The 14,122-nt window shown below is 34.7% G+C and carries 13 protein-coding genes and 2 pseudogenes; 5 read left to right on the forward strand and 10 right to left on the reverse strand.

All coding sequences use genetic code 11. The annotated features are described in order from the left end of the window. Positions 1 to 64 precede the first annotated feature (64 nt). The 6 genes from wVul_RS07605 to wVul_RS07630 form a co-directional block, all read right to left on the reverse strand. On the reverse strand, positions 65 to 1,066 hold the full coding sequence (locus tag wVul_RS07605) for an ankyrin repeat domain-containing protein (protein WP_047759773.1): 1,002 nt from the start codon (positions 1,064 to 1,066) through the stop codon (positions 65 to 67). 243 nt (positions 1,067 to 1,309) lie between these two features. Next, on the reverse strand, positions 1,310 to 2,917 hold the full coding sequence (locus wVul_RS09290; RefSeq protein WP_153295709.1) for an ankyrin repeat domain-containing protein: 1,608 nt from the start codon (positions 2,915 to 2,917) through the stop codon (positions 1,310 to 1,312). 240 nt (positions 2,918 to 3,157) lie between these two features. Continuing rightward, the gene (locus tag wVul_RS09980) at positions 3,158 to 3,460 is read right to left on the reverse strand and encodes a hypothetical protein (RefSeq protein WP_238580446.1); all 303 of its coding nucleotides are present in this window, start codon (positions 3,458 to 3,460) and stop codon (positions 3,158 to 3,160) included. Then, complete coding sequence (locus tag wVul_RS07620) at positions 3,405 to 4,217, reverse strand: ankyrin repeat domain-containing protein (protein WP_238580447.1); 813 nt, start codon at positions 4,215 to 4,217, stop codon at positions 3,405 to 3,407. The genes wVul_RS09980 and wVul_RS07620 overlap by 56 nt, the downstream gene beginning before the upstream one ends. 254 nt (positions 4,218 to 4,471) lie before the next feature. After that, the gene (locus wVul_RS07625) at positions 4,472 to 5,632 is read right to left on the reverse strand and encodes an ankyrin repeat domain-containing protein (RefSeq protein WP_238580448.1); all 1,161 of its coding nucleotides are present in this window, start codon (positions 5,630 to 5,632) and stop codon (positions 4,472 to 4,474) included. 135 nt (positions 5,633 to 5,767) lie between these two features. Next, positions 5,768 to 6,016 carry a J domain-containing protein gene (locus wVul_RS07630; RefSeq protein ID WP_237349939.1) on the reverse strand — a complete coding sequence of 83 codons (249 nt, stop codon included), beginning with the start codon at positions 6,014 to 6,016 and terminating at the stop codon, positions 5,768 to 5,770. Positions 6,017 to 6,185: 169 nt separating this feature from the next. On the opposite strand from wVul_RS07630, the gene wVul_RS07635 reads away from it, so the two are divergent. From wVul_RS07635 to wVul_RS09300, 5 genes and pseudogenes are all read left to right on the forward strand, one after another. Further along, positions 6,186 to 6,758 carry a NifU family protein gene (locus wVul_RS07635; protein WP_047759776.1) on the forward strand — a complete coding sequence of 191 codons (573 nt, stop codon included), beginning with the start codon at positions 6,186 to 6,188 and terminating at the stop codon, positions 6,756 to 6,758. Then, positions 6,755 to 7,978 (forward strand): histidine--tRNA ligase, encoded by a 1,224-nt coding sequence (gene hisS / locus wVul_RS07640; RefSeq protein WP_047759777.1) that lies wholly within the window; start codon positions 6,755 to 6,757, stop codon positions 7,976 to 7,978. The genes wVul_RS07635 and hisS overlap by 4 nt, the downstream gene beginning before the upstream one ends. Before the next feature lie 101 nt (positions 7,979 to 8,079). Further along, positions 8,080 to 8,214, forward strand: a complete 135-nt coding sequence (locus wVul_RS10115) for a hypothetical protein (protein ID WP_255351250.1) — start codon at positions 8,080 to 8,082, stop codon at positions 8,212 to 8,214. Between the two features lie 215 nt (positions 8,215 to 8,429). Then, positions 8,430 to 9,055 (forward strand): annotated as a pseudogene (locus wVul_RS09295) (transposase family protein). Continuing rightward, on the forward strand, positions 9,048 to 9,209 hold the full coding sequence (locus wVul_RS09300) for a hypothetical protein (RefSeq protein WP_153295711.1): 162 nt from the start codon (positions 9,048 to 9,050) through the stop codon (positions 9,207 to 9,209). The pseudogene wVul_RS09295 and the gene wVul_RS09300 overlap by 8 nt, the downstream one beginning before the upstream one ends. A 341-nt stretch (positions 9,210 to 9,550) precedes the next feature. Here wVul_RS09300 and wVul_RS09305 read toward each other — a convergent pair. The 4 genes and pseudogenes from wVul_RS09305 to gatA form a co-directional block, all read right to left on the reverse strand. Beyond that, positions 9,551 to 9,670 (reverse strand): annotated as a pseudogene (locus wVul_RS09305) (IS5/IS1182 family transposase); the annotation flags it as partial. Next, positions 9,664 to 9,786: a hypothetical protein gene (locus tag wVul_RS10120; protein WP_255351251.1), complete on the reverse strand. Its 123-nt coding sequence runs from the start codon at positions 9,784 to 9,786 to the stop codon at positions 9,664 to 9,666. The pseudogene wVul_RS09305 and the gene wVul_RS10120, both read right to left, overlap by 7 nt. 90 nt (positions 9,787 to 9,876) lie before the next feature. Further along, a complete protein-coding gene (polA, locus tag wVul_RS07660) occupies positions 9,877 to 12,441 on the reverse strand; it encodes a DNA polymerase I (RefSeq protein ID WP_047759778.1) in 2,565 nt (854 codons plus the stop codon). A 121-nt stretch (positions 12,442 to 12,562) separates the two neighbouring features. Further along, positions 12,563 to 14,029 (reverse strand): Asp-tRNA(Asn)/Glu-tRNA(Gln) amidotransferase subunit GatA, encoded by a 1,467-nt coding sequence (gene gatA / locus wVul_RS07665; protein WP_047759779.1) that lies wholly within the window; start codon positions 14,027 to 14,029, stop codon positions 12,563 to 12,565. Between the last annotated feature and the right edge of the window lie 93 nt (positions 14,030 to 14,122).

A 14,122-nucleotide genomic window follows, 5' to 3' on the forward strand; every position in this document is an offset into this window, starting at 1 on the left:
ATAAAAAGTTTAAATTTAAAGAATAGATTTCACGAAAATAAGCACTCAAGTTTGAGTGCTTATTTTAAAGGGACTTTTGATATATACCTTTAGATGTTGTTGAGTTGCTTAGTGAACTTCCAGGACACTGATAAAGTTTTTCACACTTACTAAGTGCCGTCTCGATGTTTCTTTCTAGAGAATTAAGTTTTCTTTCTTTAATCTGTTCTATCGTCGAAAATGAGTCATCCAATGGCATTGAATATTTTTCTCCTGTGAACTTTCTGACCACTACATCAGCTAGTAGGGCTGTTCCATTAAAATCAATCTTTCCAGCAACAGGCTGCTGTGCAGGGGGTAAATCAGGAGAATTGCTGAACAAGCCATTGAGTGTGGCGGTAGTTAAAGCTCTCACCCAACTAAATATACTATTAATAGAAGAAGAAGATTTTACTGCGCTGCTTGACGCGATTGTGCTACCATGACTGCTAGCTTTTATTACCTTAAGATTTGTCCTAGAAGCTAATGGCTGACAGTTAACTTTATCAGCACATTTTAATGTAGATATTATTTTTTGCCTTGTATTACTGATACATATAGCTTTTGGATCATCTCCAACAACATCTAGTGGTGTTCTACCACCCGCATCTCTTATATTAATGTTAGCATCATGCTTGATAAGAAGTTCCACCATTTCCACTTGGCAATGGAAAGACGCTAAGTGCAAAGGCACCTTACCCGTTATATCTTGCAAATTGATCTTAGCATAACGACTAAGTAACAACTGTCCTGCATCTTCTCTGCCATATTCAGCAGCAATGTGCAAGGCAACTCTCAAACTTTCACTACTAGCAGCATTAACATTGGCACCATTATTAACCAGAAACCTCAATGTATTTAAGCTGTTTTCTTTAACAGCAAAACTTATAGGCTTCATACCGTATTTTTCACTAATAAAAATCTTATTTTTTAGTTTCATGCTTGCTGCAGTTTTGAAATATTTATTAACTTTTGCAAGATTATGTTCTTCTATGGCAACAAATAACTCATCTATAAAGTTCTTAACCCGTCTTTCCACCTCGTTCATCAAATACCTCCTGAAGAAAAATGTTTACGGCTTTATATCACACAATTTAGTACGCGCAAGTAAAATTTACAGAGAAAAATTTTCAATGATTAAAAATTAGATCTTCAGCAACCTATCACGTAACTTTTGTGCAAAGCATTCCGAGCTTCCTTATTCGAATTTTTTGGTACTTGATAGAAGCAGTATGCTTGAAAAAAGAGAATAAGAGATAGAAAAACAAGCACTCAAACTCGAGTGCTTATTTTAAAAGGACATTTGATGCATGCCTTTAGATATTGTTAAGTTGCTTAGCGAACTCTCAGGGCACTGATAAAGTTTTTCACACTTACTAAATATGCTCTCAACGTTTTTTGCCATAGTGTTAAGCTCTCTTTCTCTAATTTCTTGTATTGTGAGAAGTGAATCGTCCAGTCGTCCTGAATATTTTTTCCCTGTAAAATGCTTGAACATTACATAACCTAACATGACTATTCCATGCAAATTACCTTGTGAAAAATCAATGGGCCTTTCATCTGAATATGCAACAGATTGCTGTACAGGAGGTAAAGTAGGAGCGCTGCTGAATAAGCCACTGATGGCGGTAGTTATCCCACTAAATATACTATTAATAGAAGAAGAAGGTTTTACTGCATTGCTTGTAGTGCTGCCAGATTCCAATGCTGCTTTAAGGCTGACTCTAGTAGAAGCTAATATCGCTTTACAATCAGTTGAAACGGTACCACTCAATATAGATATTACTCTTTGCATTTCACTATCGCGATTACATATGTCTTTCCTATAACCTCCAACAATATCTAATGCTGTTTTGCCATTCATATCTTTAATATTAATATCAGCATTATTACAGAGGAGGAGTTCTACCATATCTGATTGACAATAAAAAGATGCTAAGCATAAAGGTGTAAAACCTTTATAATTTGCAGCATTGATATTGGCACCGCTATCAAGCAGAAATTGTCCTAATTCTAGTTCACCATGAATAGCAGCAATGTGTAGAGAAGTACTAAGATATTCAGTACTAGTAGCATTAATATCAGTACCTTCATTAAGCAAAAGCTGCAATATTTTTAAGTTGCACTTGTTAGTAGCAAAATGTATAGGTTTCATACTGTATCTTTCACTACTCAAAATCCTGCTTTTTATACCTATATTCTCTGCTTCTTTAATACATTTTTCAACTTTCTGAAAATTACCTATATTCATGGCAGCGAATAATTCATCCGTCAATTGTTCAACTTCTTTGCTTGCCATATCTGCAGTGTTAGAGTTATCATCAACTTCTAATACTGTCTTAATAGTTACTGTAAAGGTCACATATTCCAATATAGATACTATTTCTTGTCTTGTGTTGCTATCACACATATTTCTTCTATAACCTCCAGCAACATTTAATGCTGTTTTGCCATTCATATCCTTAATACTAGTATCAGCATTATTGAAGAGCAGAAGTTTTACCATATCTGGGCGACAATAGAAAGATGCTAAGTACAAAGGTGTAAAGCCTTCATAATTCGTAGCATTGATATTAGCACCACTATCAAGTAAAAATTGTGCTATTCCTAGTTCATCATCAGCAGCAGCAATGTGTAAGGGAGTACTAAAATATACAGTACTAGTAGCAGCATTAATATCACCACCTTTGGCGATTAAAAAACGTAGTATTTTTAAGTTGCGTTCTTGGGTAGCAAGACGTATAGGATTTATACCGTACTCTTTACTATTCAAAACCTCATTCTTTACATGTTCACTCTCTGCTTCTTCGATACATTTTTCAACTTTCTGAAAATCATCTCTGTTTATAGCAGAAAATAATTCTTTTCTCAGGCTCTCAATTATTTCTTGTCTTTCCATCAAATACCTCTTGAAGAACAATGTTTCCGGCTTTATATCACAAAATTTAGTGCATACAAGTAAAACTTGTAGAAGAAATGAAAAAATTTTTCAATAGGTCTTCAACAACCTATCGCATTAACTTCTATACAAAATATTCTGAGCTTCCTTGTTTAAGTTATGTAGCACTTAATAAGAGGAAGTATGTTTTAGAAAAGGAAATAAGAGATAAAAATAAGCACTCAAACTCGAGTACTTATTTTAAAGGGACTTTTGATATATACCTTTAGATGTTGTTGAGTTGCTTAGTGAACTTCCAGGACACTGATAAAGTTTTTCACACTTACTAAGTGCCGTCTCGATGTTTCTTTCTAGAGAATTAAGTTTTCTTTCTTTAATCTGTTCTATCGTCAAAAATGAGTCATCCAATGGCATTGAATATTTTTCTCTTGTGAACTTTCTGACCACTACATCAGCTAGTAGGGCTGTTCCATTAAAATCAATCTTTCTAGCAACAGCCTGCTGTGCAGGGCAGTAAAGCAGGAGAACTGCTGAATAAGCCATTGAGTGTGGCGGTAGTTAAAGCTCTCACCCAACTAAATATACTATTAATAGAAGAAGAAGATTTTACTGCGCTGCTTGTAGTGCTGCTAGCTTCTTTAAAATTTTCTCTGGTAAGAGTGAAGGAAGAATTCACTGTGCTACTTGCCAAGTCTGTGGTATTGCTAGCTTCCAATTCTATCTTAATTGCTTTGGTAGGGAATAGTGAAAGATTTGCTGCACTACTCAATACAGATTCTATCTCTTGAATTTTACTATTGCTATTACATCTATCTCTTCTATAACCTCCAACAACATCCAAGGCTGTTTTGCTATTCATATCTTTAATACTAGTATCAGCATTGTTGAAGAGCAGAAGTTTTACTATATCTGGGCGACAATAGAAAGATGCTAAGTGCAAAGGTGTAAAGCCTTTATAATTTGTAGCATTGATGTTAGCACCACAATCAAGTAAAAATTGTGCTATTTCTAGTTTGCCATCAATAGCAGCAATGTGTAAGGGAGTGCTCAAATATCGACTGCTAATAGTAGTATTAACATCAGCACCACTGTCACACAAAAACTGCAATACCTTTAAGTTACCTATGTAAGTAGCAGAATGCATAGGATTCATACTATATTTTTCATCATTCAAAATCTCATTTTTTATGTGTCTATGATCTGCCTCTTCAATATATTCTTTAACTTTCTGAAAATCACCCATGCTTATAGCAGCAAGTAATTTTTTTCTCAGGCTCTCAATTATTTCTTGTCTTTCCATTAAATACCTCTTGAAGAACAATGTTTCCAGCTTTATATCACACAATTTAGTGTGCACAAGTAAAAATTTACAGAGAAAAATTTTCAATGGTTAAAAATTAGGTCTTCAGCAACCTATCATGTAACTTTTGTGCAAAGCATTCCGAGCTTCCTTATTCGAATTTTTTGGCTCTTGATAAGAAGCAATGTGTTTGAGAAGAGGAAATAAGGGATAGAAAAATAAGCACTCAAATTTGAGTGCTTATTTTAACTGATTTAGAGGGATTTTTGATGACATACACCTTTAGATATTGTTGTGTTACTTAGTGAACTCCTAGGACATTGATCAAGTTCTTCAAACTCACTAATTGCCATCTTGATATTCCTTTCTATAGCACTAACCTTTCTTTCTCTAATTTGCTCCAATGTCAAAAGCGAATCATCCAATGGTGTTGAATATTTCCTCCCGATAAACTTTCTGATTACCACATCAGCTAGCAGAACTGTTCCATTAAAATCAACTTGCGAAAAACCAATTGGGCTTTCAGCCGAATAGGCAACAGCTTGCTGTGCAGGAGGTAAAGCAGGAGCACTGCTGAATAAGCAACTGATGGTGGTAGTTATCCCACTAAATATACTATTAATAAAAGAGGAAGGTTTTACTGCACTACTTGGTGCAAGAGTAGTATCTTCTGGGTTTAAATTGGCACTTTCTGCCTCTGCAGCAATTTCTTTTATCGTTTTACCGGGATAAAATGACTTAACATAATCTAATGGTGTATCGTTTCTTATGTCCTTAACATTGTCAATATCAGCACCATTATCGTATAATAGCTTTATTATTTCTTGGCGTTTTGATTTAATAGCCAAGTATATAGGTGTTTGTCCCTGTTCGTTTTGAACATTAACATCAGCGTGATGTATGATAAGAAGCTCAACTATCCTTAAGTAATTTTTTTTAACAGCAGCATGTAGACATGAATCTTGTGAGTGATCGTAAAGATCAAATTTACCATTTGGGCTAGCACCACGCTTAAGTAAGACTTCCACTTTCTCCGGACTATTTTCATCTATAGCCCAACCTACAAGAGTACGTTCTTCACGAGCGTATGAAAAGTAGCCACTAATCCTAGCCTTTTTATCGATTAGAAGCTCTATCATTTCTGTAGTGCCCTTCGTAACAGCATAGTATATAGGTGGCATACGAAAATAATCCTCAATATTAACATCTGCACCATTCTCAATTAAAAAATTCATCATTTCTAAATCTTGTTTACTAACAGCAATCGATAAAGGTGAGTTACCATTCACATCTTTAGAGTTAATAATAACGTTGGAATTGAGAGTAGCAGTTTCAGCCTCTTTTGCTTTTTTAACACATTCTTTAACTTTCTGAAAATTCTCTTCCTTCACTGCAGAACGTAGATCATCTTCCAATTTCTTAAATTCTGTACTTGTGAGTATAAACCCTCCTAAAGACTAATATTTTTAGCCCTTATACCATATAAATTGAATGTGTGCTAGCAAAATCTATATGGAAAATTAAAGAGGTTTTTACAATGTAAGAAATTGTTATTTCAGCAACTTATCACGTGCTGCGTTTAACTTTTGTGCAAAATATTCTGAGCCTCCTTTGTCTGGATGGACTAGCTTCATTAAATTTTGGTATGCTTTATTGATTTCATTCTGGCTTGCTTCAGGATTTAGCCCCAGTATTTTTAATGCTTCGTCTTTAGACATGTTATCACCAGTATAATTTTTGTTGTAACTTGTACCACTATTAAATTCGTTTAAAAACTTACTTAATATAGAGTTCATCATAAAACTTATGTTATTTCTCTTCGCCAGAAAGAGAAAAAATACAACAACGCTAGGCAGGACAAAAGTGATTATTGCGAATATCAAAAAAAGGAAAAAGATGAATGACATGTATATTTTTTTATCATTTTATGATTAAATAGTAACAATTATAATTATTGTGGTAAATAACATGTTTATCCAGATTGAAGAAACACCAAACCCAAACACACTAAAATTTCTTCCTGGGTTTGAAATTTTAAGCGAAGGAGAAACAGCCGATTTTTCAAATGCAGATGAAATAAAAAACTCCAAGTTAGCAGCAAATCTTTTTCAAATAGAACATGTGGTAAGAGTGTTTTTTGGTCATGATTTTATTTCAGTAACAAAATTGGGTGGAATTAATTGGGATACATTAAAAGTAGAAGTTTTAACTACAATTATGGATCACTTTACTTCAGGTGGAAAAACACTAGATAAAGAAGGAGTGAATGACAACAACTTGCCAGATGAAGAATTTTTCGATGAGAATGATATAGAAATTGTAAATAGAATAAAAGAATTGATGGAAAGTTATATCAAACCTGCAGTTGCTCAAGACGGTGGCGATATCAAATTTCGTGGCTATAAAGACGGGATAGTTTATGTTGAGCTACAAGGAGCTTGCTCTGGATGCCCAAGTGCTGCAATTACCCTCAAGCAAGGAGTGCAGAATATGCTGAGCTACCACATACCAGAGGTTGCAGGTATAGAGACCACACTATGACTAATCAAACGGTTAGAGGAACAAAAGATCTCCTGTTTGATGAATGGTACAAGTTTAAACACATAGAGCAAATAGCAAATCGAATCTCAAGTTTATACGGCTTTTTGCCTGCTCAAACTCCGATATTTGAATACACAGAAGTTTTCACAAAGACTTTAGGTGATAGCTCAGATATCATCAATAAAGAGATGTACACCTTTAATGATAAAGGAGGAAAGAGCATAACTCTGCGTCCTGAATTTACTGCAGCGATTGTCAGACTGCTCATTGAAAAAAAACTGCAAACACCGATAAAATTATTCTCAACAGGACCTGCATTTCGTTACGAAAGACCACAAAAGGGACGACAAAGGCAATTTCATCAGATAAATTTTGAAGTTTTTGGCATAGAAGATCCAAAAGTTGATATTGAATTGATATCACTTGCTCAGCACTTACTAACTGAATTTGGCATCAATAGGAATGTAAAACTAGAAATTAATTCTTTGGGCGATGGTGAAACAATAACCAAATACAGAGAAGCTTTGATATCATACTTTAGAAAGTATCAAAACGATCTATCAGAAGATAGCAAAAATAGGTTGATCAAAAATCCACTCAGAATACTGGATTCTAAGGATGAGAAAGATAGATTAATAATTTCTGATGCGCCTAAAATCAGTGATCACTATACAAAAGAATCTTCATATTTCTTTGACCAGGTGTTAAATGGACTGCAAGCTCTTGGCATACCTTACACTGTAAATAGCAAATTAGTTCGAGGTCTAGACTATTATTGTCACACAGTATTTGAATTTGTCACAGAAGATTTAGGTGCACAAGGGGCAGTTTTTGCCGGTGGAAGATACGATAATCTAGTATCTTCAGTAGGTGGAAAACACACTCCAGCGATAGGATTTGCAGGAGGTATTGAACGCATAATGGAGTTAATCAACTATGTTGCAAAAGAAGAGAGACCCATTTACCTAATTCCAATCGGTAGAGAAGCTGAAGAACATGCTCTAATACTTGTAAATGAATTGCGCAAAAATGGTTTATATGTAGTTCACGAATATAGCGGAACGCTTAAAACCCGCATGAAAAAAGCAAATCAAGCAAATGCAAAAGCTGCATTAATCTTTGGTGATGAAGAGCTAAGCAGTAAAACTTTAAAAATTAAAAATATGGATACGAGTGAAGAAAAAATAATCGCTCGCGATAAAATAGTAGAAAACATCTAGGCTCTGTGAACAAAATGTTAGCAGGTCAAATTAATTGAGGGCAGGAAGTATAAAAAAGCAGTAATTTAACCTAATGATCATAAATATAGAGAAGTTACCGTATGAAATATCACATAAAAAAGGAAATTTGGAAGCAAATTTTTGCATTTTTAAAGAGCACAAAAGGAATACACAGTAAAAATGAGGAGAAGTTAAGAATATTTATGGAAGCAGTGTGGCAAAGTGGCTGCCAATGACCAAGAATTTACGGTAATTACAGGAGTATACATAGGAGGTTTAAAAAGTGGTGCGAAAAGGGAATTTTGGCAAAATTACTTAAGTATGCACAACAAGATCCAGATTTGGAAATCTCCATAATTGATGGAACAATCATCAGATCTCATTAAACCTCTTTGAAACTAGAACAAAGCTAAGAAGAGTGTACAATGATGGGTTTTGAGTAAGGGAAAAGGTGAAAATAGTAGAAGAGTTGGATGATGAAAAATTTCGCAGGTTAACAGGAGTAAAAAAGGTAATATTTAATAAAATGGTAGAGATTTTACGGGAAGGAAAAAAAGGTTAAAGGAGGTAGAGTTGAGTGAAGAGGGCATACTATTTATGGCACTGAGAGAATATCGTACATATTTTCATAAAGCTATGGAATTAGCGAAAGTACAGCATATAAAAAGACATAAGTAGTGATAGAAAAAGAGAGCAAGAGAGTGATATGTACGTCATTTTCAAACGGCAGGGTGTGTGATTTTTGGATTTTTAAAGAGTCAAAAGTGCGTATTTACCAGAAATGAAGGTGCTAGCAGATACAGGGTACAGAGGTTTGCAAAAAATTCATGAAAACGTTGAATTGCCATACAGGAAAACGAAAAAGAACCTCTTAACAAAAGAGCAAAAGAAAGAAAATCAAAAGCTAAGAGAGCAGTAGTTGAAAATGTGATAGAATTGCTCAAAAGATTCAAAATTATAGTGGATAGATATAGAAATCGAAGGAAACGCTTCAGTCTGAGGTTCAATCTTATTTCCGGAATTTACAATTTGGAGTTGTCCATATGGGTTATGCAAGAGGTCTATTATCTTGCATGATGATTCATTAAATACCGATATACTAATATTCGACATTGAGCAGGCTATTCAGCAAGGAATGGTACTTGAGATTTGCGGTACACAGCTACCTTTGAATCAATTATTAACAGAACTCGACATCAACAATAATTACTTGGCAACTGAAAATAAATGAAGATCAGCTTTTGATGGGAGTGTTAAATAAACCATAGGCGTCAAGTTAAGGAAAAGTGGCATAAGAAAGAAGAGAAGCGGTAAAAATTATTTTAGACATAAAACGATAAAATTAGTAATTTATAGACTCTTTAAAAAAAATTATCTTATTTTAGATCAAGATTTCTTAAAAAATAAATATAACAAATAAACCTTAAATGGTTGCTAATTGGGCGTATTCTCTTAACTTGACGCCTATGCTTTTTTGAACATTCCCCAATAAACAGTGATTTTGCAATTTGCCTATATATCCCTGATCAGCAAAAAACTTACGTACATTTGCATTTAGCTTGAACAAAAGATACCATCACGATCTTGAACGCTTGCACTATGAACATCTGCTAGCCCTATTGTATCTACAACAATATGACGTTTCCTACCCTTTATTTTCTTGCCAGCCCTGGTTTGAGTTGTTTTCACTGATTAACTATTCCTACTGAAGGCGTTTCGTTTTTACCAACCATTTTTCTCACCCCTTTTACTAGCATATCATGTATTTTTTCCAATTTGCCATCCACCTGAGATACACACTCTTCCACGGCGAAAAATCCTTGTCACTTACATTACTTGGATACAATTTACCCTCCTATTTTTTGCTTACCTAATCATATTCTTTTCTTTATTCCCTTTTAAGACATGTTCTTAGAATCCGCCATGTTTAAGTCATAATTAAGAGCCCAGTTATCACTAATTTTTACTTCTACTTCAAGTGGTATAGTAATTTTTACTGCATTCTCCATTATGTCTTTCATAAGTTTCGCTGTTTCTTGTACTCTGACTTCCTCAACTTCTACAAGCAATTCATCGTGCACTTGCAGGATTATTTTACCTGATTTTAGCTGATCAAAAAGCTGAATCATCGCACGTTTTATTATATCAGCGGCAGTTCCTTGCAGTGGTGCATTTATCGCTGCCCTTTCTGCAAATTGTCTTAGATAAGGAATTTTATTGTTTATGTCCTTTATAAAGCATCTTCTACCAAACAAAGTCTCTATATAACCATGCTGTCTCGCGATAGATACTGCTTTTTCCATATAGACCTTTATCTCTGGGTAACAGGAAAAGTAGTAATTAATATATTCAGCAGCTTCCGCAATGGTAATTCCAAGCCGCTTTGCAAGGCCAAATGGACTAATGCCATATATAATTCCAAAATTAATGGATTTTGCTTTGCGTCTTAATTGTTCATCTATTTCTTGCACTCCAAAAACTTGTCTTGCGGTGATATCATGAATATCTTGCCTGTTTGCAAAAGCTTCTTTAAATGCTGCAACGTTTGCAACGTGTGCCAGGAGTCTTAGTTCTACTTGTGAATAGTCAGCAGAGATTATCTTGCATCCTTTTGGCACAATAAATGCTTGTCTGATGAAATTTCCTTCTTCGCTTCTGATAGGAATATTCTGCAAGTTAGGATTGCTTGAGCTCAGCCTTCCAGTTGCAGTTATAGTTATCGAAAAGTTTGTGTGTATCCTACCATCAAGAGGATCAACCTGTTTTATTAATGCATCAGTGTAGGTGCCCTTTAATTTACTTAGGTGTCGCCAACTTAAAATTTTACTTGCAATTTCTACCCCTTCTTCTTCAAGCGCCTCTAGCACTTCATAATTGGTGCTGTACGATCCAGATTTTGACTTTTTCTTTTTACTCAACCCCATTTTATTAAATAAAACATCACTTAATTGTTTTGGTGATGCAATGTTGAATTTTTCCCCTGCCAAGTCGTATATATCGTTCTCAAGTACAGTGATTAGCTGTTGAAACTTATCAGACAATTCCTGTAGTTTTTGAATATTGAGCAGTATTCCATTTTTCTCCATATCAAATATTACTTTCATGAGAGGCCTGTCAAAGCGTTCGTAAATCGTAAAAAGTTTTTCCTGAAATAATCTTCGTGTCAGTTTCTCATGGATCGCTATTAAAGTTTTTGCCGAGAAAGTTTCTACATTTTCACTCAAATTATGTGCAACTATGTTTGGAATGCTGTGATCATGCTTCCCTGTGTCAAGGCTATATGACATGATCATCAAGTCATCAATTGAGTCTAGCACTTTCTCTATTGTAGGGAATGTTTCTCTGATCTTTCTAATATCATGTATTATTTTAAGCACCCCATTTGAAAATAAAGTTGAATTTATTATAGTGAGTGCATCTTGTAGATAGTTTTGATCTATGTAGAAAATATTATCTTCATTGCAAGATAAGGAGATTTTTTTTAACGCGTTGTTTTCAAAGTGGCAATGAACTGCAACTTTGCCTTCATATCTGCAGTGCTCTAAAAATTTCTCTAACTTTTCACTGCTATACTCTGTTTCCTCTTTTGTGCTAGACCCATTATAAGAAAAAAGCTTTTCCACTTTTCCTATCAATGAATTAAGTTCATACTTCTTTAAAAAGGATAACAATTTTTCCATATTTGGAGGATGGATTTCGTATTTTGCAACGTCATGCTGAAGATCTACTCTTTCGCATAATGATAAAAGCTTTCTTGAAATGAGTGCTTTTTCCTGATGTTCAGTAAGAATATTACGAACTCTTGTTTGTTCGATATTATCAATGTTCTCTATAATATTATTCAGCGAATCAAATTCATCCAGCAATTTAGCTGCAGTTTTTGGGCCTATCCCTGGGACACCTGGAATGTTATCAGATGCATCTCCAGTTAGAGAAAATAAATCAAGAAGCTTGTTTGAATTTACACCAAATTTTTCTATTACCTGTTTTTCATCTATGTATATATTTTTAATGGGATCAAATATCAAAATATTGCAATTCAAAAGTTGAAATAAATCTTTATCTGAGGAAACTACTACCACCTTAAAGTCTTGATGATTGGTATATTTTGCAGCTAGTGTTGCAATTATGTCATCTGCTTCATAACCCTCAATCTCTTCATAGCTGAGGTTAAAAGCTTCTACAGCTTCCCTCAGTATGGTAAACTGTGGAATTAGATTCTCAGGAGGCGTTACTCTGTTTGCTTTGTACTTAGTATATAAATCGTGCCTAAAGTTTTTTTTTCCTGAATCAAGTGCTATAGTTAAGTAGTCCGAATGGGAAATATACTTCAGAACCATATTAAGAAAGCCGTACACAGCACCTATTGGAATACCGGTTGTGGTAGTTAAATGATGCAAAACGTAATAAGCTCTGAAAAGAAAGCTGTAACCATCAATGATTGTGAAAGTTTTTTCTTTCATTGTAGATATTTATGTGTGCCTTTGATGGTCTATTATTTAGCTACAAAAATCAAATTCTTGTTTCCTATAGCTAAAGATTCAAATTATAATCACTATTTTATAGTTACTATAAGAAAACATATTACATAAGAGAGTTAATTATTCTGCCGCAATTTTGCTCTATCACACTAGCTATATTTAATATTCCAGCTTCATCATAATAATTTCCAATTACTTGCAAAGCAAGGGGCAAACCCTCATTGGAGAGCCCAACAGGAACAGAAATAGCAGGCAATCCTGCCAGACTCGCTGGCACAGTAAACACATCATTAATGCACATCATTAGCGGATCTGGCTTTTCATTTAAGCCAAAAGCTTCTGTTGGAGCAGATGGTACAAGTATATAATCTATTTTTTCAAATGCTTTTATGAAATCATTTCTGATTAGCGCCCTAATGCACTGCGCTTTTTCGTAATACTCATTGTAATGACCTGAAGAAAGCGCATAAGCACCAATTAAAATTCTCCTTTTTACCTCTTTACCAAAACCTTCTGCTCTTGTTAACGAATACATTTCCTCAAGGGTGTCAGCATCAACCCTAAATCCATAACGTACACCATCATAACGAGCAAGATTAGATGAAGTTTCAGCAGAACAAATTAAATAGTAGACTGGTATTGCATGTTTAGTATAAGGCAGAGCAATGTCAATAACTTCAGCACCATTTTCTTTTAAATAGGAAGTAACTTTTTCCCAATTATGGACTGTTTCCTCTGAAATTCCATCCATCCTATATTCTTTTGGTATACCAATGCGCTTACCCTTGATATCGCCATTTACAAAATTGGAAAATTTAGGTACTGGCATTTCGCTTGATGTTGAGTCTTTTTCATCATAGCCACAAATCGCTTCCAGCATTAATGCTGAATCAGAAACAGAACGAGTAATTACTCCTGCTTGATCGAGAGAGCTTGCAAATGCAATCATACCAAAACGCGAACACCTTCCATAAGTTGGCTTTATTCCCACTACTCCGCAATAAGCTGCTGGTTGACGTACAGATCCACCAGTATCACTTCCTAGTGCTCCAGCACATAAAAACCCAGCAACTGATGCTGCAGATCCACCAGAAGATCCACCAGGAACAACCTTTTCTCCATCGCTTTTTCTAATCCATACATTTTCAACAGGACCAAAATAGCTATTTGTGTTCGCAGAACCCATAGCAAACTCATCCATATTAAGTTTACCGAGAATGGCTGCTCCATTTTTTAAAAGTAAGTCAGACACCGTAGATTCATAAGTTGGAACAAAATTTTCCAGCATTTTTGAACATGCTGTTGTTTTTATCCCTTTTGTACAGAATAAATCTTTAACACCAACTGGTATGCCCATAAGTGGTGAGATATTATCTTTTTGTTTCAAGAAGTATTCATCTGCTATTTTAGCGGCTTTTATCGCGATTTCTGGGGTTTTTGTTACAAATGCATTTAGTTGCTCATTTTCGACTGCATTAACATGCGTCTCTACAAGCTCAACAGCAGAAAAATCTCTCCGCCTAAGTCCATCATGCATCTCTGTAATACTTAACCTTCTCAATTCATTCATTAATATTCAATTTTAGCGAGGTATTAATTATAACAACAGTAGGGCAGAAAATCTATATATTTATGATCGAAAATAGGAATACAATCAAGATCA

The organism is Wolbachia endosymbiont of Armadillidium vulgare str. wVulC (genome assembly GCF_001027565.1).
In the GTDB taxonomy this organism is placed as follows: domain Bacteria; phylum Pseudomonadota; class Alphaproteobacteria; order Rickettsiales; family Anaplasmataceae; genus Wolbachia.